Source organism: Streptomyces sp. NPDC005483 (genome assembly GCF_040606035.1).
In the GTDB taxonomy this organism is placed as follows: Bacteria; Actinomycetota; Actinomycetes; order Streptomycetales; family Streptomycetaceae; genus Streptomyces.
Genome location: NZ_JBEXEA010000001.1, coordinates 220,948 through 243,047, shown reverse-complemented (window position 1 = coordinate 243,047; position 22,100 = coordinate 220,948). Strand labels below are relative to the sequence as shown.

Here is a 22,100-nt window from a genome sequence, read left to right as displayed (position 1 = left end):
GAGGACGCCATGCTGCTGATCACCTGCCCATGGTGCGGTCCGCGCAACGAGACGGAGTACCACTACGGCGGACAGGCCCATGTCCCCTACCCCGACTCCCCCGCCGACCTCACCGACCTGCAGTGGGCCGAGTACGTCTTCTACCGCGACAACCCCAAAGGCCCCTTCGCGGAACGGTGGATGCACAGCGTCGGCTGCCGCCGCTGGTTCAACGTCCTGCGCGACACCGCCACCCACGAGGTACTGACCTCGTACCGGCCCGACGAGTCACGCCCCGGAGGGACCCGATGACCGACCAGCGCTTCCGGCTGCCGAGCGGCGGCCGCGTCGACCGCGGCACCCTGCTCCGGTTCACCGTCGACGGACGCGAGTTGACCGGTCACCCCGGCGACACCCTCGCCTCCGCGATGCTGGCGAACGGGCTCGTCGAGGTCGCCCCCTCGCTCTACCGCGGCCGCCCGCGCGGCATCGTCACCGCAGGTGTCGAGGAGCCCAACGCCCTGGTGCAGCTGGGCGGTTCGTGCTCGGAGGGCATGCTCCCCGCCACGACCGTCGAGCTCCACGACGGCCTGTCCGCCACCACACTCTCCGGGATGGGCCGGCTCGACCCCACTCCGGACCCCGCCGTCTACGACAAGAAGTACGTCCACACCGACGTCCTGATCGTCGGCGCCGGACCCGCGGGCCTCGCGGCGGCCGCCACTGCCGCCGCCTCCGGCGCCCGCGTGATCCTCGTCGACGAGCAACCCGAGCCCGGTGGCTGGGAGCGGTCCGCCGAGCTGCGCGCGACGCTCGACGCGGCGCCCGAGGCCGTCGTACTGCATCGGACCACGGCTTTCGGGTCGTACGACGACAACTACGTCCTGGCGCTGGAGCGGCGCACCGACCACCTCGGCGCGGACGCCCCCGAGGGTGTCTCGCGGCAGCGGCTCTGGCACATCCGGGCCCGCCAGGTCGTTCTCGCGACCGGCGCGCACGAGCGTCCGCTGGTCTTCGCGGGCAACGATCGGCCCGGCGTGATGCTCGCCGGAGCCGTGCGCACCTATCTCAACCGGTATGCGGTGGCGCCGGGTTCACGGGCCGTGGTGAGCACGACCAACGACAGCGCCTACGACACGGTCGCCGATCTGTGTGCCGCCGGGATCCCCGTCGCGGTCGTCGTGGACGCGCGCCCCGACCTGTCCGACCGGGCCGCCGAGGTGGCCGCGGCGACCGGGGTCCGGGTGCTCACCGGCAGCGCGGTGGTCGGCACGGCGGGCGAGCGGAGGCTCACCGGCGTCACCGTCCAGGCTCTCGACGCCGAAGGTCAACTCACCGGTGACCAGGCGTCGTTCGCCTGCGATCTGCTGGCCGTGTCGGGCGGCTGGAGTCCGGTGGTGCATCTGCACAGCCAGCGTCAGGGGCGGCTGCGCTGGGACTCGGGGCTCGCGGCGTTCGTGCCGGACGGGGCCGTACGGGACCAGCAGGTCGTGGGCGCGGCCCGCGGGACGTACGACCTCGACGACTGTCTGGCCGAGGGAACACGGGCCGGAGCGGTGGCGGCGACCGCGGCGGGATTCCCGGTGACCGTACCGCCCGAGGGCGTTCTGCGCGCACCCGGCCCGACGCGCGCCCTGTGGCTGGTGCCCGCGCCCGACGGCGAACCCGGCTCCTGGGACAGACACTTCGTCGACCTCCAGCGCGATGTCACGGTCGCCGACGTCTGGCGCTCCACCGGCGCCGGCATGCGCGGCGTCGAGCACGTCAAGCGGTACACCTCACTCGGCACGGCGAACGACCAGGGCAAGACGTCCGGCGTCAACGCGATCGGGGTGATCGCCGAGGCCCTCGGCGGTTCGCTCGGCGAGATCGGCACCACGGCCTACCGGGCGCCGTACACGCCGATCGCCTTCGCCGCCCTGGCGGGGCGGGAGCGCGGTGAGTTGTTCGATCCGGAGCGGACCACGTCGATCCACAGCTGGCATGTGGCGCACGGCGCTCGGTTCGAGGACGTCGGGCAGTGGAAGCGCCCCTGGTACTACCCGCAGGCCGGTGAGGACATGGAGGCGGCCGTGGCGCGCGAGTGCCGGGCGGCCCGGGAGGGGGTGGCGTTCATGGACGCCTCCACCCTCGGCAAGATCGAGATCTGGGGCGCGGACGCGGGCGAGTTCCTCAACCGGATCTACACGAACGCCTTCAAGAAGCTGAAGCCCGGCACGGGGCGCTACGGCGTGATGTGCAAGCCCGACGGCATGATCTTCGACGACGGTGTGACCCTGCGCCTCGACGACAACCGCTACTTCATGACGACCACGACCGGCGGCGCCGCGAACGTCCTGGACTGGCTGGAGGAGTGGCTGCAGACCGAGTGGCCCGAACTCGACGTGCACTGCACCTCGGTGACCGAGCAGTGGGCGACGATCGCCGTCGTCGGACCGCAGTCGCGGGCGGTGGTCGCCCATCTCGCCCCGGACCTCGACCTGTCGAACGAGGCCTTCCCGTTCATGGCCTTCCGCGAGACGACCCTGGCGTCCGGCGTCCCGGCCCGTGTCTGCCGGATCTCCTTCTCCGGTGAACTGGCCTATGAGATCAACGTCTCGGCCTGGTACGGCCTTTCCGTCTGGGAGGAGGTGGACGCGGTCGGACGGCCGTACGGCATCACCCCTTACGGCACCGAGACGATGCACGTCCTGCGGGCCGAGAAGGGCTACATCATCGTCGGCCAGGACACCGACGGGACGGTCACCCCGCAGGACGCGGGCATGAGCTGGGTGGTCTCCCAGCAGAAGGACTTCATCGGCAAGCGGTCCTTCGCCCGCGCCGACACCTCCCGCACCGACCGCAAGCAGCTGGTCGGCCTGCTTCCGGCAGACCGTACGACCCGGCTGCCCGAGGGCACCCAACTCGTCGCGCCGGACGTCGACTTGGCGTCGGTGCCCGTGCCGATGCTCGGCCACGTCACCTCCAGCTACCACAGCCCCGCCCTCGGTCGCCCCTTCGCCCTCGCCCTCGTCGCCGACGGACAGGCGAGGAAGGGCCAGACCCTGCTGGCCCCGGTGGGCGAGGCCCTGGTGCCGGTCGAGGTGACCGACTTCGTCCTCTACGACCCCGAAGGGACCCGGCGAGATGGCTGACCCGACCAAAGCGGGACCGGTGGCCCTGCGCACCAGCCCCCTCTCCCACCTTCAGGAGCGGATGCGCGCCGCCGCCGTCACCGGCGCCCGGGGCGTCACACTGGCCGAGCTGCCGTTCCTCACGATGGTGAACGTGCGGGTCGACCCCGCGTCCGAGGCGGCCGACCGGATCGGGAGGGCCCTGGGGGCACCTCTCCCTCGCCGATGCGGCGACACCGCCGCCCACGGCGCCCGTACGGCCGTCTGGCTGGGCCCCGACGAGTGGCTGGTGCTCTCGGCCGACGCGGGCGCCGTGGCCGCGGAGCTGCGGGAAGCCCTCCAGGGTGACCCGGGTTCGGTCGTGGACGTCTCGGCCAACCGCACCACCCTGGAGCTGAGCGGCCCGTCCGCCCGGGAGGTCCTGGAGAGGGGCTGCCCGCTGGACCTGCATCCCCGCGCCTTCGGCCCCGGCCGGGCGGTGTCGACGACGGTCGGCCCCGTCGCGGTACTGCTCTGGCAGGTCGACGACGCTCCGACATACCGCCTGCTGCCCCGGTCCTCGTTCGCCGACTACCTGGCCCGCTGGCTCATCGACGCGATGAGCGAGTTCGGCCGTCCGGCTTTCCCGGCGGGGAGGGGAGTCTGACCGGCTTACCTCACGGGTGCTCGGTCAGCCCGCCCACGCAGCGGAAGCTGGTGGCGAGGGCCGGGTCCCCGTGGCCGCGGTAGCGGATCACCTGCGGGTAGCGGCACAGGTTCCGGGTGACCTGCTCCCCCTCGGCGCTGATCAGGCCGGCCGGCAGCGTCCTGGGCGCCTTGCCGTGCTCGACCCAGGCGGTCAGGGCCCCGAGGTCGTCGGTCGTGCCGTCGCCCTTGTTGAGGCCGCAGTGGACGGTGCCCGGAGCGAGGAAGAGACGGTAGAAGTCGTCGACCCGCTCGGTGCCGCCCAGCTTCCGCTCGACCTCCTCGCGGTACTTCACGGTGCCCTCGGCGGGGATGTACTGGTCGTCCAGGCCATGCCAGCTCAGCAGCTTGCCACCGGACCTGCGAAACCCTGAGAGGTCCGGGTCCGCCGTGCCGATGACCTTGTCGTACTCCGCCCGGGACTGCTCGAAGAGCCGCGCGAACCGGCTGTAGGTGATCGTCGAGAGGTCGAGGGACGGGTCCTTGGCCACCCAGAGCCTGACCCAGTCGGCGGGCACCGGGAACGGCGCTCCCGGGGTGGCCAGCGCCGAGAGGTCGGCGCCGATCGGGACGCCGGCCCACAGTTTCCTGCCGGAGGCGGTGCGGGGGCCGTCCCAGATCTTGCGGACCACGGCCGCGTCGGCCGCCGTGACGGTCAACTCCCGTCCGTCGCAGACGACTTTGGTGCCGATCAGCCTGCGCGGGTCGAAGTCACAGCGGGCCGGGTCGTCGACCAGGCCGTCCTTGACGCCGTCGAGCGCGTCACAGGTCTTGACGGCGGCCGTGGTGAAGGCGGCGAACTCACACTTCGACGGGTAGGTCTTCTCGTTGTTCATGACCACCTGCGGCCACAGGGTCGCGACCTCGAACTCGGGCCAGTTCACGGCGGGCGCGGCGGCGAGGATGCCGTCGTAGTCGTCGGGGTGGCGCTGGGCCTCCATGTACCCCTGGCGCCCGCCGGTGGAGCAGCCGTTGAAGTAGGAGTACGCGGGCCCCTCGCCGTAGACCGCGTCGACGACCTCCTTGCCGACGACGGCCGCCTCGTGCTGGGAGCGGGACGCGAAGTTCTTCAGCAGGGCGGTGTTGACCTGGCCCGCGCTGTTCAGCGCCCAGCTGGTGTCGAGGGCGTCGCCGACACCGGCGTCGGTGGTGACGGCGGCGTAACCGTTCTTGACCGCGGTGCCCAGGCCGACGTTGTTGTCACCGGCCAGGTAGGCGGCGCCGCCGAGCCCCTGGAACCGGCCGTTCCAGCCGTTGACGGGCAGCCAGGTCCGCACCCTGGCCCGGTCGTCGTCCCCGGGGTGGGTGAGGGTGACCGTCACCTCGCAGAAGGCCGGGACACCGGAGACCGAACCGCCGAGGACGCCGGTACCGGCGATGGTTCCGCCCTCCTGACGGTCGGCCGCCACGTCCTCCACCTCGGTACCGGCCGGGGCCACCACGGACGGCGCCGAGCAGGCGAAGGATGCGGAGCCGGTCCGGGGCTCCGCTGAGGCGGCCGGCAGATACACCGCCGCGGCGAGCGGCACACCGGCCGCGACGGCTGTCAGAAGTCGTCTCATTGCTTGTCCGTCCAAGGAAGTAGGTGTGTGCCGGAGCGGCGACACATGTGCGCCGTCGTCGTCACCGGTTAAGGTGGTGACGATGCTGGCATAGCGGTTTCGGAGCTGTCAACGACAGGAGGCACACGTATGGAGTGGGGCTCACCGAGCGGGGCTGCTAGGCTGCGATGTGGCGTTGACCGTGTATCGAGGAGTCACAGACGTGGTGGGTGAAGACGACATCTCCGGGTGAGACCCGGATCTGACGGCCACCGGCCGGCGCTCAGGAGCGCTGCCGAGGTGGCCCGTCTCGTCGTACCCCTTGTCCCATGTCTGTCCAGGGCAGAGGTCTGTTCCCTGCCCTCACACCGCCCGAGGTCATCTCCATGTCCGACGCTTTCGTCGTCTGCTCGAACCTCTCCTTCGCCTGGCCCGACGACACCCCCGTCTTCCAGGACCTGTCCTTCACCGTGCCCACCGGCCGCACCGGCCTGGTCGCCCCCAACGGCTCCGGCAAGAGCACCCTGCTCAAGCTGATCGCCGGTGAACTCGAGCCCACCGGCGGCTCGTTGACCGTGGGAGGCACCCTCGGCCACCTCCCGCAGAGCCTGCCCCTGACCGGTGACCTCACCGTCGCCGAAGTGCTGGGGATCGCCGACGTGGTCCGCGCCCTGGACGCCGTCGAGTCCGGCGATGTCGACGAGGAGCACTTCGCCACCATCGGCGACGACTGGGACATCGAGGAGCGCACCCGTGCCCAGCTCGACCGCCTGGGCCTCGCCGGACTCGCCCTGGATCGCAGCCTGAGCACGCTCAGCGGCGGCCAGGTCGTCTCCCTCGGCCTCGCCGCCCAGTTGCTCCGGCGCCCCGACGTCCTACTGCTCGACGAGCCCACCAACAACCTCGACGTCGACGCCCGGCACAAGCTCTACGACGTGCTCGCCGACTTCACCGGCACCCTGCTCCTGGTCAGCCACGACCGCGCGCTGCTCGACCGCATGGAACGCATCGCCGAGCTGGGCAGTGACGAACTGCGCTTCTACGGGGGCGACTTCACCGAGTACGAGGAGGCCGTGCGGGCCGAGCAGGAGGTGGCCGAGAAGAACGTCCGCAGCGCCGAACAGGAGCTCAAGCGGGAGAAGCGGGAGCTGCAGCAGGCCCGCGAACGTGCCGAGCGCCGGATGAGCAACGCCTCCAGGAACCTCAAGAGCGCCGGCCTGCCCAAGATCTTCGCCGGCACCATGAAACGCGGCGCGCAGGAGTCCGCTGGCCGGGCCGGCCAGATGCACGCGTCCCGGGTCGACGAGGCCAGGGCCCGTCTCGACGAGGCCGGGCGCGCCCTGCGCGACGAGCAGCGCATCACCCTGGACCTGCCCGACACCCAGGTGCCCGCCGGGCGCAACCTCTTCCTGGGCGAGGGGATGCGGGTTCGCCTCGGCGACCGGGACGTCTTCGCCGCGGACGGGATCGACCTGACGGTCCGCGGCCCCGAACGCATCGCGCTGACCGGGCCCAACGGTGCCGGAAAGACCACCCTGATGCGGCTGATCACCGGTGAACTCGCCCCGGACAGCGGGCAGATCAAGCGGGGTGACGGCCGGATCGCCTACCTCTCGCAGCGCCTGGACCTGCTGGACCTGGACCGCACGGTCGCGGAGAACTTCGCCGCGTTCGCCCCCGAGCGGCCCGACGCGGAGCGGATGAACCTGCTCGCCCGCTTCCTCTTCCGGGGTGCGCGGGCCCACCTGCCGGCCGGCGTCCTCTCCGGCGGCGAACGCCTGCGCGCCACCCTGGCCTGCGTGCTGTGCGCCGAACCGGCCCCGCACCTGCTGCTGCTCGACGAGCCGACCAACAACCTCGACCTGGTCAGCGTGGGCCAGTTGGAGAGCGCGCTCAACTCCTACCAGGGCGCCTTCATGGTGGTCAGCCACGACGAGCGGTTCCTCGCCGAGATCGGCGTGGACCGCCGGCTGCGGCTGGCCGACGGGACACTCAAGGAGACGGGAGCCGGCGAGGTGTGAGCGGCCGAGGTGTGAGCCGCCGACGTGTGAAGTGGCGCCCGGCCCTGACCCTGTTGGCGGCTCACCCGCCTCAGCTGCTCCTGCTCGACGAGCCCACCGACCACCTCTCCCCCGCCCTGTGCGACGAACTGGAGGCCGCACTGATCCCTGGCCCCGGGGCGATCGTCGTGGCGGGCCATGACCGCCGACTGCGCCGATGCCGGCAGAGCAGTGCGCACCGGCTGGAGCGGTGACGCTTCTTGCCTCAGACGGGAGTCACCTGTCAAGATGGTGATGTGAACCTTGACCATGTATTCGTATGCGGACACCCGGCCCTCGACTTCGCGGCCACCCTGCGCGCCCGGCGCTCGGCCCGGTTCGAGATGTTCGTGACCCCGGATCGGCTGAATGCCTGGTACGTGGAGTCAGGGCTGGTCGACACGATCACTCCCGGCAAGGAGGACGACGTCCAGGAGGCGACCGCCGTACGCGAGGCGGTGTACCGGCTCGTCACCAACCGACGGCTCGACGAGGAGTTCGACCGGGAGGCGCTCGCCGTGGTCAACGCCGCCGCGCGCAAGACCCCCGTGACGCCGCAGCTCACCCTGACCGGCCGGCACATCGACGCGACGCCCGAGCAGGCGCTGGCGACCGTCGCCCGGCAGGCGGTGGAGCTGCTCAGCGGCCCCGACGTGCCCTTGATGAAGGAGTGCGGCAACCCCGAGTGCACGCGCGTCTACATCGACCGCTCCCGGGGTATGCGGCGCCAGTGGTGCGGCATGGAGTCCTGCGGCAACAAGATCAAGGCCGCCGCGTACCGGGCCCGCAAGAAGACCGCCCCCGCCGCGGCGGCACACTGACCTCCGGCCGGCTTCGAGGTCACACGTACGTGTGCCGGTACACACCCACGGCATGGGTACCATGCGCAACGTCACCCATGTCGAGGGAGTGAACGCATGTGACCAGCCAACCAGCCGACACACTCCGCTCGCGGTACGTGGCACAGGCCGCGGCGGACCTGGAGGAGAACCGTCGGGTGCAACAGCAACTGGCGGACAGGCTCTCCGTGTTGAAGCAGGAGGAAGCCCTCCTGGCGGACATCCTCAGCCTCGCCGAGCGGTACGAGGGTCTCGCGGACGCGTCCCGCCGGCCCGAGCAGCCTCAGGACGGACCCGTCGCCGCAAAGGCCAAGCGCGCCTCCTCCGGAGCCACCGCGCGCTCCGCCGGGGGCACCGGCAGGGCGGCGAAGGCTCACGCGAAGGAGACGCCGCCCCAGCCTCTGCTCGGTGACCTCCTGGCGGAGCTGCTCGGCCAGCACAAGGAGCCGCGTCCGGCGAAGGAGCTGCGCGACGAACTCCTCGCGACGCACCCCGACCGCAGTCCTACACCGCAGGTCGTGCGGAACACCCTCGAATCACTGGTCGCCAAAGGCCGTATCAGGCGCCACAAGCAGCAGCGTTCCGTCATGTACACCCTGGTCGAGCAGGGCGACTCCGACTGACCTCACCCGCGTCCGTCGGGGGCTCAGGCGCGCTCAGCGGCCGGGCGCGCGCTCGGTGACCTCCTGCAGGAACCACTCGTTGCCGTCGGGGTCCTTGAAGGCGGCGAACGTCCCGTAACTGGCCCGCTCGGGGTGGGGGCCGGGCACCCGGTGCGAGTCACCGGCGTGGCGGAAGGCCCCGGTCTCGTCGCGGAACGGGCCGGAGACCTCCGCACCGAACGAGGTCAGCTCCTCCCGGGCCTTGAGTATGTCGGTGACGGTCAGCTGGAGGCCGTGGAGCGTGCCGGGCTCCTGCCGGGTGAGGCCCTCCCCGAAGATGATCGAGCACTCCGAGCCGGGCGGAGTCACCTGCACGATCCGGTAGCCGTCGTCGATCGGGAAGTCGGCGTCGAGGCGCCAGCCGAGCTGCTCCACGTAGAAGCCCTTGGCGCGGTCCACGTCGGAGACGGGCAGGATGACGACTTCGAGTTTCAGGTCCATGACGGGGTTCTCGCTTTCGATGGTTCGGTGGGTGTGTATCGGTCGGTTCGGCTGATGTGTCACCGGGCGCGGGCGGGCCAGGCGGAGGTTCAGAGGAAGTCGCGGGCCGATGGGCCACAGCCCGACAGCGCCGCGTTCTCCGCCCAGTTCCACACCTGCGTGTCCGTCGTCCGGTGGCGCTCCGCGGAGCCTGCCGCGTCTCGGGACACCTGCTCGCCGGAGACGCGCTCGAGGCGTGAACGAACCATGACTGTTCTCCCCATGCGGATCGAGTGGTCTGCTCACGCCTGTCGGCCAGGCACTTCCCCTGTCACCCCTTCAGGCGGTGACGAGAGCATGGCAGCCATCAGCGTCACCCGTCAAGAAGGTGACACAAAACTGCGCACCAAGCCTTACCGCCTGGCCAATGGGAGGCCAATCGCACGCATCACCGGTTTGACCGGTGATGAACGTCGTGCAAGGGTCGTTGCACCGAGCGCGGCAGCGGTCACCGGAAACACACGACGGAGGGGTTCACATGATCAACAGGCGTACCTTCAACAAGGCCGTCGGCCTGAGCACCGGCGCGGCCGCGGTCTCGCTGTCCGCCCTGCAGACCGACGCCTCCGCCGCGACCGGATCGCCTCGGCCGAGCAGCGCCACGGTGCCCGCCATCACCCCGGGCACCCACACCGGGTTCGGCACGGTCAAGCAGGTCAAGGCGGGGCTGCTGAACATCGGATACGCCGAGGCCGGCCCCGCCCACGGCCCGGTCGCACTCCTCCTGCACGGATGGCCGTACGACATCCACAGCTTCGTCGATGTCGCGCCGCTGCTCGCCGACCAGGGGTATCGCGTCATCGTCCCCTACCTGCGCGGCCACGGCAGCACCCGTTTCCTGTCCCGGCACACCCCGCGCACCGCCGAGCAGTCGGCCGTCGCGCTGGACATCATCGCCCTGATGGACGCCCTGAAGATCGACAAGGCCGTCCTCGCCGGCTTCGACTGGGGTTCACGCACCGTCGACATCATCGCCGCGCTGTGGCCCGAGCGCGTCAAGTCCCTTGTCTCCACGAGCGGTTACCTCATCACCGACCGCAAGGCGCAGCTGGCGCCCGCCATCCCGGCCGTGGAGCACAACTGGTGGTACCAGTGGTATTTCGCGACCGAGCGCGGCAAGGAGGCGATGGAGGACGTCGACAAGCGCATCGCGCTGTGCCGCTACGTGTGGACCCTCGTATCCCCCAACTGGGACTTCGACGACGCCACCTTCGCGCGCACCGCCGAGGCCTTCAAGAACCCCGACTACGCCGCCGTCGTGCTCCACAACTACCGCTGGCGCATCAGCCTCGTCGAGGGCGAACCCCGCTACGACCGCTACGAGAAGCTGCTGGCGGCCCAGCCCACCATCGGCGTGCCCACGATCACCCTCGACGCCGCGCTGGATCCCTTCACGGCACCCGGCGACGGCACTTCGTACCGCGGCCACTTCACCGGCGCCTACGAACACCGCACCATCGCGGACATCGGTCACAACCTGCCGCAGGAGGCGCCTGGCGCCTTCGCCCAGGCCGTGGTCGACGCCGACCGCCTCTGAGCAGCCCGCCCACCGGCACCGGCGACTCAGTGGTGGCTGAGGTGTGCCCTACCGAGCGAGGCGCACGGCCCGTTTCAACACCAGTTTGGGCGGTGACTGAGATACCTCAAGACCACCGCCCGTACCGAGACATGTGAGAGAGGTTTGTCGTGGTGAACATCAGGGGTGGCCGCAAGCGGCTGACGACGGGTGTGGTCTCGACGGTCACGGCGGTAACGGCGGGGCTCGCGTTCGGCGCGTTCGCCCTCAGCGGTACCGCCGACGGGGCGACCGGGAGCGACCATGCCTCCGGTGCCGGTGCCGGTGCCGGCGGCGGACGGCACAAGCCGACCGTCGTCCTGGAGCACGGCGCCTTCGCCGACGGCTCCAGTTGGAACGGTGTCGTCGCCGACCTGCGCGCCGACGGCTACCCGGTCGTCGCCGCGGCCAACCCGCTGCGGGGCCCGGCCTCCGACGCCGCGGCCCTGCGTACGGTCCTCGACCATGTCAAGGGCCCGAAGATCCTCGTGGGCCACTCCTACGGCGGCAACGTCATCAGCGAGGCCGCCACCGACGATCCCGAGGTCAAGGCCCTGGTCTACGTGGCCGCCTTCCTGCCCGCTCCAGGCGAGAGCGCCTTGGAGCTCACCGGCAAGTTCCCGGGTTCGACCCTCCCCGAGGCCCTCGACCCGGTCACCTACACGCAGGCCGACGGCTCCACCGCCACCGACCTGTACATCCAGCAGGACAGGTTCCGCCACCAGTTCGCCGCCGACGTCCCCGCGCAGCGGGCGGACCTCATGGCCGCGGCGCAACGTCCCATCGCCCAGGCCGCGTTGACGGAGAAGGCCACCACCGCGGCCTGGAAGACCAAGCCCAGCTGGGACATCGTCACCACCCGCGACCTCAACATCCCGGCCGCCGTGCAGCGCTTCATGGCCGAGCGCGCCCACGCGCACACCACCGAGGTCGCCGCCTCCCATTCCGTCGCCGTCTCCCACCCCCACCTGGTGGCCGACGTGATCGAGCGGGCCGCCCGGGCCACCGCCCGCTGAGACGCTTCGAAGGCGCGGATCCCGGACCCGCCCCCTTCTGCCGGGTGCGCGGGTCAGGCCGGCGCGCGGCCGCCCTCGTGCGGTGCCTGCGGGTCACCGCCTCGCCGCGTCGCGCGGGGCACACGAAAAGGGCCCCCACAGGCTCTCGCCTGCGAAGACCCTTCGCACCGTCGGGACGACAGGATTTGAACCTGCGACCCCTTGACCCCCAGTCAAGTGCGCTACCAAGCTGCGCCACGTCCCGGTGCCTGTCTGACCTGGGGTTTCCCCTGGCCGAACGCGCAGAGAAACCATACCGCACTCGGGTCGGTGGTCGCGCACCCCTTTCTCCGGTTGACCTCAGGTTTGGTTGAGGTTGCCCGATCGTCCGCATGACGATCGCCGAGGTGCACGGACGGACGTACGGCTACCAGGACCTGCCCCGCCTCATGGGGCTGATGACCGGCGCCGAGAAGCACGGCCCGGCGGCCACGTCCACGCTGGACGTGCTGCGGGTGCTCTGCCGCCGTGAGCTCGGTTTCACTCCCTGGGCAGCCCCAGCTCCGGATACGCGTCGAGCAGCCGGGGCGGGGCGGCCTGCCGCCAGGAGTCGGCGAGGATGTCTCGCAGTTCGCCCTCGTCCTCGATCGCGGCGAGACGGGCGCGCACCCACGCGAACTGCGCCTCGTGGCCGGCGATCCAGAACTTCCCCGGCTCGGCCAGCACCAGCTCGTCGCGCTCCTCCTTGGGGCAGCGCACGGCGATGGACGTCTCGTCCTCGGGCAGCGTGGCGAACATCTTGTCCGCGACCCGGAATGTGGGCATGCCCCAGGCGATCTTCTCCGTCGTGTCCGGCAGGGACAGGGCGACACGGTGTACGTCTTCGGCGTCCGGCATGACAGGCACCGTATCGCCCGGCACTGACAATCACCTGGTCGGAGCGGTCACCCCGAGCCGCTTGTAGTACAGGGTCGTCGGCCGCAGCACGCCGGACGGATCGGTCGCGTAGTCGGGGATGACGCCGGCCCGGGTCCAGCCGGCCGAGCCGTAGAGGCACTCGGCGGGGCTGTCGGTCTCGGTGTCCAGGTGGAGCAGGGTGATTCCGGCGGCTTGGGCGGCCTCCTCCGCGGTGCCGAGGAGTCGGCGCCCGAGGCCCTGACCGCGTGCCTCCCGGTGCACCATCAGCTTGACCAGCTCCGCGCGGTGGCGGGAGTTGGGCTTGTCGGGGAAGGCGAGGGCGACGGTGCCGACCGCGCGGTGACCGTCGTACGCCGCCCACACCGCCAGGTGTCCCGCGGCCACCGCGCCCGCTCGCTCCTTCCACCAGGCGACGGCCGCCGCGCGGTCCATCGGTGCGAGGAAGCCGATGGAGGCGCCGCCGTCCACGGTGTCGACCAGCAGATCGGCCAACTCGTCTGCACAGTGGGACAGTTGGGACTCGTCGAGGCGGGTGACGATCACGGCAGGACCACGGCCAGTACGTATCGCACGGCGTCGGGACCCGCGCACCGGAACCGCGTCGGCCCCCACACCCGCAGCCGCAGACAGTCCCCGGTGCCCAGGTGGTGCTCGACGTCCTGGGCGGTGACGTCGAGCGCGCCCTCCAGAACCCAGATGTGCTGCTCCAGGCCGGGGACGGGTGGCCGGTCGTAGGCGATGTCGGCTCCGGCGGCGAGCCGCCCCTCGACGAGTTCGCCGCGCAGCCCGGAGTGCGGCGGCGACACGGACCGCCTCACGAACCCGGAGGCCCGGTCCTCCCACACCGGCTGGTCGGCGCCCCTGACCAGCAGCGCGGGCTCGGCGTCGACCTCGCTGAGCAGCTGGGACATGGTCCGGCCGTACACCCCGCACAGCCGGTTCAGCAGCGAGGCGGTGGGGCTGATCTCGGCCCGCTCGGCGCGGGAGAGGGTGGACCTGCTGACTCCACTGCGCTCGGCCAACTCGCCCAGAGACCAGCCGTGTTCGGCCCGCAGCTCGGCGAGCCGGACGCCCAGCCGGGTGTCGACGGGGTCGGGACCGAACTCATCGCGTTTCACATTCGGGACGGTATCCCACATACGAGAATCCTTCTACTCCCTGCCTCCGAACGCCGCCAGCGTCCGCTCCAGCGCGGGCATCGCACGCACCACCCGCTTCGACCGGATCAGCAGGTCCCACGCGGGCTCGAACTTCTTCCAGCCGCCCGCGTACGCGAGGTGCCGCAGGCGTTCGTGCGTGCCGGGCTGGGCCGCCGAGCCGCGCCAGATGCTGGACCAGCGGTAGAAGTCGCGGTACGCCCGCCAGTAGCCGTCCTCCAGCTGACGCGGCGTCATTCCCTTTGGCCGGTAGACGACATGGCGGGTGTCGTACAGGCCCCAGTCGCGGTGCACGATGCGGTTCTCGGACTCCAGTTGCTTCCAGAGCCCGGTGGAGGGATACGGCGTCATGATGTGGAAGGTCGCGGTCTCGATGCCCTGCTCGACCGCCCAGGACACGGTCCTGTCGAAGACGTCGGGGCCGTCCTGGTCGAGTCCGAAGACGAAGCTGGCGTTGACCATGACCCCGGCGTCGTGCAGCCGCCGTACCGCGGCGGCGTAGTCGGTGCCGATGTTCTGGTTCTTGCGGCGCTCGGCGAGGTTGGCGTCGTTGACGGTCTCGAAGCCGACGAACAGGCTGCGCAGCCCGGCCTCCACCGCACGCTCCAACAGGTCTGGTGCCAGTACGGAGTTGACCGTGCCCGCTGCCTGCCACAGCCGTCCCATGCCCTTCATGCCGTCGAACAGTGCCTGCGCGAAACGCCGGTTGCCCAGCAGGTGGTCGTCGAGGAAGTAGAGGTGGCGGCCGGGCAGGCGGTCGATCTCGGCCAGCGCGTCGTCGACGGCCTGGGTGTAGAAGGACTTTCCGCCCTCGAAGAAGGCGTCCTTGTAGCAGAAGTCGCAGTGGTGCGGGCAACCGCGGGACACGACGATCGAGTTGGGGACGAGGTACAGATGACGCTTGATCAGGTCCCGTCTGATCGGCGGCAGTCCGGCGAGGGAGCGCTGCTGGGAGTCGTAGCGGCGGGCCGGGACACCGTCGCGGAAGTCCTTGAGGAACAGCGGCCAGGTGTCCTCGCCCGGGCCCGTGAAGATCGTGTCGGCGTGGGCGGCCGCCTCCTCCGGGAGCGAGGTGACGTGCAGGCCGCCCAGGGCGACATGGACGCCCCGGGCCCGGAAGTGGTCGGCGATCTCGTAGCTGCGGCGGGCCGAGGTGATGTACGGCTGGACGACCAGGAGGTCGGGGGTGCCGAGTGCTTCGAGGTCGATCCGCTCGACGTGCTCGTCGTAGAGGGTGACCTCGTCGTCGGGGTCCAGGTAGCCGGCCAGGGTGGCGAGGCCCAGCGGTGGGAACAGCGAGTACTTGATGGGCCGGAACAGCGGGCTGGTCGCCTCGGTCAGGGCCGGAAGGATCATCGTCACACGCATGACAACCCAGACTCTGTTCGACCGGTGGCCGGTTCCCTACCCCTCGGCGACGGCTGCGAGCGCGTCGAGGACGGGACGGATCAACGGGTGCTCCTCGGCTCCCCGCCGTACGGCCGCGAAGACCCGGCGGGTCGGGGCCACCCCGTCGACCGGCCGTACGACCACTCCAGCGAGGTCCATCCCGATCAGTGCCGAACGCGGCACCAGCGCCACCCCCGCGTCCGCCGACGCCAGGGCGACCACCGCGCGGAAGTCGTCCGAGGAGTGCTCCAGGCGTGGCTGGAACCCGGCGTGCTCGCAGGCGAGGACCACGACGTCGTGGCAGGGGTTGCCCGGGTAGGGGCCGATCCACGGGTCCTTGGCGAGCTCCGCCAGCGGCACCTCGCCCGCGTCGGCCAGCCGGTGGCTCACCGGCACCACCGCGTCGAAGGGCTCGGCGTACAGCGGAACGTGCGCCAGGCGGGGGTCGTCGGCGGGCGGGGCGCCGCGGTACTCCACCGCGACCGCCACGTCGACCTGCCGGTCCAGGACCATCGGCAGGCTGGCGTCGCCCTCGGCGTCCTGGACACGGAGGTGGATGCCGGGCGCCGTCGAGGCGAGGCGGGCCACCGCGGGCGCCACGACCAGGGCGATCCCGGTCGCGAAGGAGGCGACCGTGACCGTGCCGGCCGCACCCGAGCCGTAGGCGGCCAGCTCGGCCTCGGCCCGCTCCAGCTGGGCGAGGACCGCGTTGGTGTGGCTGAGCAGGATCTCGCCCGCCGGGGTGAGCCGTACGCCCTTGGCCCCGCGCTCGACGAGCCGGTGGCCGGTCTCCTGCTCCAGGGCGGTGAGCTGCTGCGATACCGCCGAGGGCGTGAGATAGAGCGCGGCGGCAGCCGCCGTGACCGTGCGGTGGTCGGCCACCGCACGGAGGATGTGGAGCCGCCGCGCTTCGATCATGGGATCGATTATCTCAAGCCGTCTGTCGTGATACGTCCGGACTACGCCGCCAGCTCGGCCCTGGCCGCGACGAAGGCGTCTACCGCGCGGTTCACGTCGTCCGTGGAGTGCGCGGCCGACAGCTGCACCCGGATGCGCGCCTGGCCCTGCGGTACGACCGGGTACGAGAAGCCGATCACGTACACGCCCCGCTCGAGCAGCAGCTCCGCGAGGCGTGCCGCCTGCGCCGCGTCCCCGATCATCACCGGCGCGATGGCGTGGTCGCCGGGCAGGACGTCGAAGCCCTCCTCCGTCATCCGGCGCCGGAACAGCGCGGTGTTCTCCCGCAGCCGCACCCGCAGGTCGTCCGCCGACTCCAGCAGGTCGATGACCTTCAGGGAGGCCGCGGCGATCACCGGCGCGAGCGTGTTCGAGAAGAGGTACGGCCGTGAGCGCTGACGCAGCAGCGCGACGATCTCGGCGCGGGCGGCGACGTAACCACCGGAGGCGCCGCCGAGCGCCTTGCCGAGAGTGCCGGTGATGATGTCGACGCGGTCCATGACACCGTGCAGCTCGGGGGTGCCGCGGCCGCCGGGGCCGACGAAGCCGACGGCGTGGGAGTCGTCGACCATGACCATGGCGTCGTAACGGTCGGCGAGGTCGCAGATGTCCTTCAGGGGCGCGACGTAACCGTCCATGGAGAACACGCCGTCGGTGACGACCAGCTTGCGACGGGCCCCCGCGGCCTCCTTCAACTGCCGTTCCAGATCGGCCAGATCACGGTTGGCGTAGCGGAAGCGGCGGGCCTTGGACAGCCGGATGCCGTCGATGATCGACGCGTGGTTCAGGGCGTCGGAGATCACCGCGTCCTCGGGGCCGAGGAGGGTCTCGAAGACACCGCCGTTGGCGTCGAAGCAGGAGGAGTACAGGATCGTGTCCTCCTGGCCGAGGAAGGCGGAGAGGCGCGCCTCCAGCTCCTTGTGGACCTCCTGGGTGCCGCAGATGAAGCGGACCGAGGCCATGCCGTAGCCCCAGCGGTCCAGGGCCTCGTGCGCGGCGGCGATCACTTCGGGGTGGTCGGCGAGTCCGAGGTAGTTGTTGGCGCAGAAGTTGAGGACCTCGCCGGGGCGGCCGCCCGCGGAGACGCGCACGGTCGCGGACTGCGGGGTGCCGATCACGCGCTCGGGCTTGTGCAGTCCGGCGGCGCGGATCTCGTCGAGGGTGGCGCGCAGGTCGTCGCGCACGGAGTCGAACATCGTCATTCCCTAGGTCAGTTGGTCCAGTCGAGGATGACCTTGCCGCCGCGGCCGCTCGCCGCGTCGGCGAACGCCGCCTCGAAGTCGCGGTAGCCGTACCGGCCAGTGATCACGGGGGCGAGGTCGAGGCCGCCCTCCAGGAGGACCGACATCGCGTACCAGGTCTCGAACATCTCACGGCCGTAGATGCCCTTGATGGTGATCATGGAGGTGACGATCCGGGCCCAGTCGACCGGGAACTCCGCGGCCGGCAGTCCCAGCATCGCGATCCGGCCGCCGTGCGTCATGTTGGCGATCATGTCGCGCAGGGCTTCGGGCCGCCCGGACATCTCGAGGCCGATGTCGAAGCCCTCGCGCAGCCCCAACTCCCTTTGTCCTTCGGCGATCTGGGTCTCCGACACGTTCAGCGCCAGGCTCACGCCGACCTTGCGGGCCAGTTCCAGGCGCTCCTCACTGACGTCGGTGACGACGACGTTGCGGGCACCCGCGTGCCGGGCGACCGCCGCCGCCATCAGCCCGATCGGCCCCGCCCCCGTGATCAGCACGTCCTCGCCGACCAGCGGGAAGGACAGCGCGGTGTGCACGGCGTTGCCGAACGGGTCGAAGATCGCGGCCACGTCGAGTTCCACGGGGACCCGGTGCACCCACACGTTGGCGGCGGGCAGGGCGACGTACTCCGCGAAGGCCCCGTCCCGGCCGACGCCGAGCCCGACCGTGGCCCGGCACAGGTGCCGGCGCCCGGCGAGGCAGTTGCGGCACTTGCCGCACACGAGGTGCCCCTCGCCGCTCACCCGGTCGCCGGGCTTGATCTCCGTGACATCGCGCCCGGTCTCCACGACCTCGCCGACGAACTCGTGTCCGAGGATGAGCGGGGTCCGGATCGCCTGCTGGGCCCACCCGTCCCAGGACCGGATGTGCAGATCGGTGCCGCAGATGCCGGTGCGCAGCACCTTGATCAGTACGTCGCCGGGTCCGACGGCGGGCTCCGGGACGTCCGCGAGCCACAGCCCGGGCTCCGCCTTCTCCTTGACCAGCGCCTTCACGCTACGGCTCCTGTGGGTGCGAGGGGTGGAAACGCCCAGCAATCTGCCGTACGGCACGGTCCTGGTCCATCGAGGATTTCTTAAGCGGTGCCACAGCTCCGCTTCACGCCGGGTGGCCGCCGTAGGAATGGGCGGCCAGGTCGGCGTGCGGGGCCGGGTTCGGGGCGACTCACTCGTCGGGGGACTCGCCCCGCTCTCGCGCACGGCCTTCACGAGCTCGTCGACGATCAGCGGGCCCGCGCCGCTGTGCTCGGCGTCTTGATCCGCCCAGGAGGCCAAGGCCCGTGCTGCGGGGCCCAGTCGGCCGCCTCCAACTCGCCCGCCCCCGGGTGTCGTTGCCGTACACCTTGGGGTGGCCGAACGCCTGTGCCTCCAGGTGTATCCACCGGCCCACCTGCCCGCGCGCAGCGCCTCGCAGGCGAGGTCGGTGCGAGTGTGGTCCGGGGGCGGGAGGCTGACGGCGCCGTCGCCCGCGGCCTCGGTCGACCTCCGTCGGTCGTCGAGGCGCCCCTGCCTCGGTCCGCCGCTCGGGTCGGGGTCCGCGTCGACGGTCGCCCTCGCTCCCCCGCCGGTTCGGTGGGCGATCCGGACGAGGGAGCCGCGCGGCCCTGCGGTGAGCAGAGCCCTAGTCGAGGCGGGAGACCTGATAGTGGCTGATGTACCAGTCGTCGCCCGCGCGGGTCACGAGAACCGCCAGCTTCACCGCGAGCGCGGGCCGGTCCGTGAACGAGAACTCGACGTCCAGGTAGCCGAGGACCAGGCCGGTGGCGGGTCGCCGGGTCTCGAGGACGCGGTAGGCCGCCTTCATGCCGAGCGGCTGGGAGTCGTAGTACTCGGCGACGCCCTGCCGGCCCACGCTGTAGGGGTGCAGCCCCTGGAAGACGGCGTCCTCGGTGAAGAGGGCGGCCACGCGGTCCGGTTGGTGGGCGTCGACGCCGGCCTTCCACCGGTCGAGGACTTCGCTCAGGATCGCCTTGTCGTCGGTCGAGGTGGTCATGTTTTGCTCCCTGGCCTTTGAGTTGACGGTCCGTCAATGTCCGGCGCTCATACCGCCGTCGACGTGCAGGATCTCGCCGGTGACGAACGGCGCCGTCTCCAGGAAGAGCACGGCGTCGACGATGTCGCTCATCTCGCCCATCCGCCCGACCGGGTGCAGGCCGGCGAGGAACGCGTGAGTCTCCTCGGCGTGCATGGGCGTCTTGATGGTGCCGGGCGACACGGCGTTGACGCGGATGCCACGGGTGGCGTACTCGACGGCGAGGGACTTGGTGGCCGACTGCACACCGCCCTTGGTCAACGAGGCCAGGACGGACGGGACGTCGGAGTCCGCGTTGTCGACCAGGCTGGTCGTGATGTTGACGATGTGGCCACCGCCCTGGGCGAGCAGGTGGGGGACGGCCCGCTGGGTGAGATGGAAGACACCGCCGACGTTGATGCCCGTCACGGTGTCGTAGTCCTCGGCCGAGTACTCGGTGAACGGCTTGGCGACGAAGACACCCGCGTTGTTGACCACGGTGTCGACACGGCCGAACCGCTCCACGGCAGCCGCGACCACACGCTCCGCGGTGGCCGGGTCGGCGATGTCGCCCTGCACGGTGAGGACGTCCGTGTCGTCGACGGGTGCGATGGTGCGCGAGGTGGCGACGACGGCGTACCCGAGCTTGCGGTAGCCCTCGACAAGCGCGGCGCCGATGCCCTGCGAGGCGCCCGTGACGATCGCGACCTTCTGGCTCTGCGTGCTCATGGTGACCTTCTTCGAGTCGGTGACCGGTACTAGCCGACCGGTCGACTATCTGGAAGGTAGGCCTGCCCACCGGGAGACAGAAGGATCGGCTCTCTCCCGCCTGGAAGGCCCAGGCTCCCAGCGCAGGTCAACGCGGGTCAGCGGGCGATCGCGTACGGATCGTCGACGGGCAGCCACGCGTCCGGGGCATGGATGCCGAGGTCGCCGACGCCTTCGCACAGCGCGTCGACGACGGCCAGGACGCCGGCGCGGTCCTCCTTCTCACGCCACACCAGGGACCAGGTCCAGTAGACCTTCGGTGCGACGATCTCGCGGCGGACCAGGTCCGGCGGGAGCGGACTGGTCTGTCCCTTGGGCGAGTTGACGACGGGGCGGGTGCAGCGGCGTACGTGGTCGAAGAAGGCGGGGCCGGTGATCGCGCCGTCGGAGATGCGTACCGTACGGGCGCCGGTGGCCCGTGCGAGCTCTTCGGCGTAGACGTTCCAGGCGGCCCAGGCGGTGAGGTCGTCGTCGACGAGCACGTCGGCGTCCCGGGCCGTCACATCGGGTACGTCGCCGCTGTCGCCGCCCCTGGACACGGCGTAGAGCCGGTCGGCACCGATGAGCCGGGCCCGCAGCCCGAGCCTGCGGAGGTCCTCGGTGCGCACCCAGCACACGGCGAGGTCCAGGCTGCCGTCGGCGACCCGGGCGGCCTGGGTGTGGGAGGGGGCGACCCAGGCGTCGACGTGCACCTGGGCCACCCCGGCCGTACGCGGCATCAGGTCCGCGGGCAGCCAGTTGACGTATCCGAGCCGCACCGCTTGCGAGCCGGACAGGCTGCCGGCCCGGCGCTTGAGGTCGTCGGCGCGGTCCAGCAGGGCGCGGGTGTGCGGGAGGAGGGCGGCACCGGCCGGCGTGAGGGAGACCTTGCGGCGGTCACGGTCGAACAGCCGGACACCCAGATCCCGCTCGAGCGCCTTGATCTGCTGGGAGAGCGAGGGGCCGGCGATGAGCAGCCGCTGGGCGGCCCGGCCGAAGTTCAGCTCCTCGGCGACCGCGACGAAGTACCGCAGCTGGCGCAGTTCCACGGGCGCCATCGTACGCGCGCTGGGAGGCTGCGCCTATCAGCAGCGAGGAAGCCGGTCGTGGCATCGGTGCAGGTGAGTGCGCACGATGGGCTCACCGACGACGAGAGGAGCGCGTCATGCGAGAGTTCCTGGTCGAGATCACCACCACCGTTCCCGAGGGCACCGCCCAGGAGGAGGTCGATCGGCGTCGGGCCGCCGAGGCCGTCCGTGCGAGGGAACTGGCCGCGACCGGCAATCTGGCCCGACTGTGGCGTCCGGTGGGCGAGTTGCGGAGCATCGGCGTATGGCGGGCCGCTGACGAGGAGGAGCTCCACGCGAAGGTGCTCGGCACCCTGCCGCTGCGCCCGTGGATGACTCTCACCGTCACCCCGCTCGAACCGCATCCCAACGACCCCGGCCGGGCCGACGGTTCGAAGTGAGCGTTGCGCCCCCCCCCTGGCCCCATGTCGCGCGGGCGGCCGCGGCCCTCGCGGCGGCCATGGGAGTGGGCCGCTTCGCCTACACCCCGATCCTGCCCCTGATGCACACCCGGGCGAGCCCGTCCGCCGGGGCCGGCGCCAACCTGGCCACCGCCAACTACGTCGGCCATCTCGTCGACGCCCTCGCGGGCATCCTGGCCCCGGCCCTCGCGGCGGCCATGGGCGTGGGCCGCTTCGCCTACACCCCGATCCTGCCCCTGATGCACACCCGGGCGAGCCCGTCCGCCGGGGCCGGCGCCAACCTGGCCACCGCCAACTACGTC

The 22,100-nt window shown here is 71.2% G+C and carries 23 protein-coding genes, 1 tRNA gene and 2 pseudogenes; 12 read left to right on the top strand and 14 right to left on the bottom strand.

The features are described from left to right. The first annotated feature begins 9 nt into the window (after positions 1-9). From ABZT06_RS01110 to ABZT06_RS01100, 3 genes are read left to right on the top strand one after another with little or no spacing between them, the layout of a single operon-like run. Positions 10-291, top strand: coding sequence for a sarcosine oxidase subunit delta (locus ABZT06_RS01110; RefSeq protein WP_355732939.1), 282 nt, complete (start codon positions 10-12; stop codon positions 289-291). Beyond that, on the top strand, positions 288-3,113 hold the full coding sequence (locus tag ABZT06_RS01105) for a sarcosine oxidase subunit alpha family protein (RefSeq protein WP_355732936.1): 2,826 nt from the start codon (positions 288-290) through the stop codon (positions 3,111-3,113). Before ABZT06_RS01110 ends, ABZT06_RS01105 begins: the two co-directional genes overlap by 4 nt. Then, positions 3,106-3,738, top strand: coding sequence for a sarcosine oxidase subunit gamma family protein (locus ABZT06_RS01100; RefSeq protein WP_355732933.1), 633 nt, complete (start codon positions 3,106-3,108; stop codon positions 3,736-3,738). Before ABZT06_RS01105 ends, ABZT06_RS01100 begins: the two co-directional genes overlap by 8 nt. A gap of 10 nt (positions 3,739-3,748) precedes the next feature. Here ABZT06_RS01100 and ABZT06_RS01095 read toward each other — a convergent pair whose 3' ends face one another. Continuing rightward, on the bottom strand, positions 3,749-5,338 hold the full coding sequence (locus ABZT06_RS01095; protein ID WP_355732930.1) for a tannase/feruloyl esterase family alpha/beta hydrolase: 1,590 nt from the start codon (positions 5,336-5,338) through the stop codon (positions 3,749-3,751). Positions 5,339-5,703: 365 nt separating this feature from the next. On the opposite strand from ABZT06_RS01095, the gene abc-f reads away from it, so the two are divergent. The 4 genes and pseudogenes from abc-f (at position 5,704) to ABZT06_RS01075 (ending at position 8,818) form a co-directional block, all read left to right on the top strand. After that, positions 5,704-7,338, top strand: a complete 1,635-nt coding sequence (abc-f, locus tag ABZT06_RS01090; protein ID WP_355732926.1) for a ribosomal protection-like ABC-F family protein — start codon at positions 5,704-5,706, stop codon at positions 7,336-7,338. A gap of 11 nt (positions 7,339-7,349) precedes the next feature. Beyond that, positions 7,350-7,571 (top strand): annotated as a pseudogene (locus ABZT06_RS01085) (ABC transporter ATP-binding protein); the annotation flags it as partial. A 42-nt stretch (positions 7,572-7,613) separates the two neighbouring features. Continuing rightward, entirely contained in the window at positions 7,614-8,177 is a 564-nt protein-coding gene (locus ABZT06_RS01080) for a CGNR zinc finger domain-containing protein (RefSeq protein WP_355732923.1), read from the top strand. 98 nt (positions 8,178-8,275) lie between these two features. Next, positions 8,276-8,818, top strand: a complete 543-nt coding sequence (locus ABZT06_RS01075; protein ID WP_355732920.1) for a hypothetical protein — start codon at positions 8,276-8,278, stop codon at positions 8,816-8,818. Between the two features lie 33 nt (positions 8,819-8,851). On the opposite strand, the gene ABZT06_RS01070 is transcribed toward ABZT06_RS01075, so the two are convergent. Both ABZT06_RS01070 and ABZT06_RS01065 read right to left on the bottom strand, forming a co-directional pair. After that, positions 8,852-9,298 carry a VOC family protein gene (locus tag ABZT06_RS01070; protein WP_355732917.1) on the bottom strand — a complete coding sequence of 149 codons (447 nt, stop codon included), beginning with the start codon at positions 9,296-9,298 and terminating at the stop codon, positions 8,852-8,854. A gap of 89 nt (positions 9,299-9,387) precedes the next feature. Next, positions 9,388-9,546 (bottom strand): hypothetical protein, encoded by a 159-nt coding sequence (locus tag ABZT06_RS01065; protein ID WP_355732914.1) that lies wholly within the window; start codon positions 9,544-9,546, stop codon positions 9,388-9,390. Positions 9,547-9,815: 269 nt separating this feature from the next. Here ABZT06_RS01065 and ABZT06_RS01060 point away from each other — a divergent pair, with 269 nt between their 5' ends. Beyond that, on the top strand, positions 9,816-10,874 hold the full coding sequence (locus ABZT06_RS01060; protein WP_355732912.1) for an alpha/beta hydrolase: 1,059 nt from the start codon (positions 9,816-9,818) through the stop codon (positions 10,872-10,874). A gap of 149 nt (positions 10,875-11,023) precedes the next feature. Continuing rightward, positions 11,024-11,908: an alpha/beta hydrolase gene (locus ABZT06_RS01055; protein WP_355732909.1), complete on the top strand. Its 885-nt coding sequence runs from the start codon at positions 11,024-11,026 to the stop codon at positions 11,906-11,908. 170 nt (positions 11,909-12,078) lie between these two features. Here the strand turns inward: ABZT06_RS01055 and ABZT06_RS01050 are convergent. Next, a tRNA-Pro gene (locus tag ABZT06_RS01050) sits at positions 12,079-12,152 on the bottom strand. A gap of 127 nt (positions 12,153-12,279) precedes the next feature. Between ABZT06_RS01050 and ABZT06_RS01045 the strand changes: the two are divergent. Next, a pseudogene (locus tag ABZT06_RS01045) lies at positions 12,280-12,408 on the top strand (transketolase); the annotation flags it as partial. Between the two features lie 19 nt (positions 12,409-12,427). Here the strand turns inward: ABZT06_RS01045 and ABZT06_RS01040 are convergent. The 10 genes from ABZT06_RS01040 to ABZT06_RS00995 all read right to left on the bottom strand — a co-directional run bounded on the left by ABZT06_RS01040 (position 12,428) and on the right by ABZT06_RS00995 (position 21,367). Beyond that, positions 12,428-12,784 carry an MmcQ/YjbR family DNA-binding protein gene (locus tag ABZT06_RS01040; RefSeq protein WP_355732907.1) on the bottom strand — a complete coding sequence of 119 codons (357 nt, stop codon included), beginning with the start codon at positions 12,782-12,784 and terminating at the stop codon, positions 12,428-12,430. Between the two features lie 30 nt (positions 12,785-12,814). Then, positions 12,815-13,348, bottom strand: coding sequence for a GNAT family N-acetyltransferase (locus ABZT06_RS01035; protein ID WP_355732904.1), 534 nt, complete (start codon positions 13,346-13,348; stop codon positions 12,815-12,817). After that, the gene (locus ABZT06_RS01030; RefSeq protein ID WP_355732902.1) at positions 13,345-13,923 is read right to left on the bottom strand and encodes an XRE family transcriptional regulator; all 579 of its coding nucleotides are present in this window, start codon (positions 13,921-13,923) and stop codon (positions 13,345-13,347) included. The genes ABZT06_RS01035 and ABZT06_RS01030 overlap by 4 nt, the downstream gene beginning before the upstream one ends. A gap of 33 nt (positions 13,924-13,956) precedes the next feature. Then, positions 13,957-15,330 carry a radical SAM protein gene (locus tag ABZT06_RS01025; protein WP_355732899.1) on the bottom strand — a complete coding sequence of 458 codons (1,374 nt, stop codon included), beginning with the start codon at positions 15,328-15,330 and terminating at the stop codon, positions 13,957-13,959. A gap of 36 nt (positions 15,331-15,366) precedes the next feature. Further along, positions 15,367-16,269 (bottom strand): LysR family transcriptional regulator, encoded by a 903-nt coding sequence (locus tag ABZT06_RS01020; RefSeq protein WP_355732897.1) that lies wholly within the window; start codon positions 16,267-16,269, stop codon positions 15,367-15,369. Positions 16,270-16,310: 41 nt separating this feature from the next. Further along, a complete protein-coding gene (locus tag ABZT06_RS01015) occupies positions 16,311-17,504 on the bottom strand; it encodes a glycine C-acetyltransferase (RefSeq protein ID WP_355732894.1) in 1,194 nt (397 codons plus the stop codon). A 14-nt stretch (positions 17,505-17,518) separates the two neighbouring features. Further along, a complete protein-coding gene (tdh, locus tag ABZT06_RS01010) occupies positions 17,519-18,547 on the bottom strand; it encodes an L-threonine 3-dehydrogenase (protein ID WP_355732891.1) in 1,029 nt (342 codons plus the stop codon). Positions 18,548-19,172: 625 nt separating this feature from the next. Then, on the bottom strand, positions 19,173-19,544 hold the full coding sequence (locus ABZT06_RS01005; protein ID WP_355732888.1) for a nuclear transport factor 2 family protein: 372 nt from the start codon (positions 19,542-19,544) through the stop codon (positions 19,173-19,175). Positions 19,545-19,577: 33 nt separating this feature from the next. Then, a complete protein-coding gene (locus ABZT06_RS01000; protein WP_355732886.1) occupies positions 19,578-20,291 on the bottom strand; it encodes an SDR family oxidoreductase in 714 nt (237 codons plus the stop codon). A gap of 137 nt (positions 20,292-20,428) precedes the next feature. Further along, positions 20,429-21,367 (bottom strand): LysR family transcriptional regulator, encoded by a 939-nt coding sequence (locus ABZT06_RS00995; protein WP_355732883.1) that lies wholly within the window; start codon positions 21,365-21,367, stop codon positions 20,429-20,431. Positions 21,368-21,474: 107 nt separating this feature from the next. On the opposite strand from ABZT06_RS00995, the gene ABZT06_RS00990 reads away from it, so the two are divergent. Together ABZT06_RS00990 and ABZT06_RS00985 are read left to right on the top strand one after the other, a co-directional pair. Beyond that, positions 21,475-21,777 (top strand): muconolactone Delta-isomerase family protein, encoded by a 303-nt coding sequence (locus tag ABZT06_RS00990; RefSeq protein ID WP_355732880.1) that lies wholly within the window; start codon positions 21,475-21,477, stop codon positions 21,775-21,777. Between the two features lie 59 nt (positions 21,778-21,836). Further along, the coding region (locus ABZT06_RS00985) for a YbfB/YjiJ family MFS transporter (RefSeq protein ID WP_355734058.1) at positions 21,837-22,100 on the top strand (264 nt) is incomplete at its 3' end.

Bases quoted from the DNA above. Each gene is read 5' to 3' on its own strand.
- ABZT06_RS01000 (WP_355732886.1), bottom strand. From the start codon at position 20,291: ATGAGCACGCAGAGCCAGAAGGTCGCGATCGTCACGGGCGCCTCGCAG.
- ABZT06_RS01020 (WP_355732897.1), bottom strand. From the start codon at position 16,269: ATGATCGAAGCGCGGCGGCTCCACATCCTCCGTGCGGTGGCCGACCAC.
- ABZT06_RS00990 (WP_355732880.1), top strand. From the start codon at position 21,475: ATGCGAGAGTTCCTGGTCGAGATCACCACCACCGTTCCCGAGGGCACC.
- ABZT06_RS01070 (WP_355732917.1), bottom strand. From the start codon at position 9,298: ATGGACCTGAAACTCGAAGTCGTCATCCTGCCCGTCTCCGACGTGGAC.
- ABZT06_RS01095 (WP_355732930.1), bottom strand. From the start codon at position 5,338: ATGAGACGACTTCTGACAGCCGTCGCGGCCGGTGTGCCGCTCGCCGCG.
- ABZT06_RS01040 (WP_355732907.1), bottom strand. From the start codon at position 12,784: ATGCCGGACGCCGAAGACGTACACCGTGTCGCCCTGTCCCTGCCGGAC.
- ABZT06_RS01005 (WP_355732888.1), bottom strand. From the start codon at position 19,544: ATGACCACCTCGACCGACGACAAGGCGATCCTGAGCGAAGTCCTCGAC.
- ABZT06_RS00995 (WP_355732883.1), bottom strand. From the start codon at position 21,367: ATGGCGCCCGTGGAACTGCGCCAGCTGCGGTACTTCGTCGCGGTCGCC.
- ABZT06_RS01100 (WP_355732933.1), top strand. From the start codon at position 3,106: ATGGCTGACCCGACCAAAGCGGGACCGGTGGCCCTGCGCACCAGCCCC.
- ABZT06_RS01025 (WP_355732899.1), bottom strand. From the start codon at position 15,330: ATGCGTGTGACGATGATCCTTCCGGCCCTGACCGAGGCGACCAGCCCG.
- ABZT06_RS01060 (WP_355732912.1), top strand. From the start codon at position 9,816: ATGATCAACAGGCGTACCTTCAACAAGGCCGTCGGCCTGAGCACCGGC.
- ABZT06_RS01110 (WP_355732939.1), top strand. From the start codon at position 10: ATGCTGCTGATCACCTGCCCATGGTGCGGTCCGCGCAACGAGACGGAG.
- ABZT06_RS01015 (WP_355732894.1), bottom strand. From the start codon at position 17,504: ATGTTCGACTCCGTGCGCGACGACCTGCGCGCCACCCTCGACGAGATC.
- abc-f (WP_355732926.1), top strand. From the start codon at position 5,704: ATGTCCGACGCTTTCGTCGTCTGCTCGAACCTCTCCTTCGCCTGGCCC.
- ABZT06_RS01065 (WP_355732914.1), bottom strand. From the start codon at position 9,546: ATGGTTCGTTCACGCCTCGAGCGCGTCTCCGGCGAGCAGGTGTCCCGA.
- ABZT06_RS01105 (WP_355732936.1), top strand. From the start codon at position 288: ATGACCGACCAGCGCTTCCGGCTGCCGAGCGGCGGCCGCGTCGACCGC.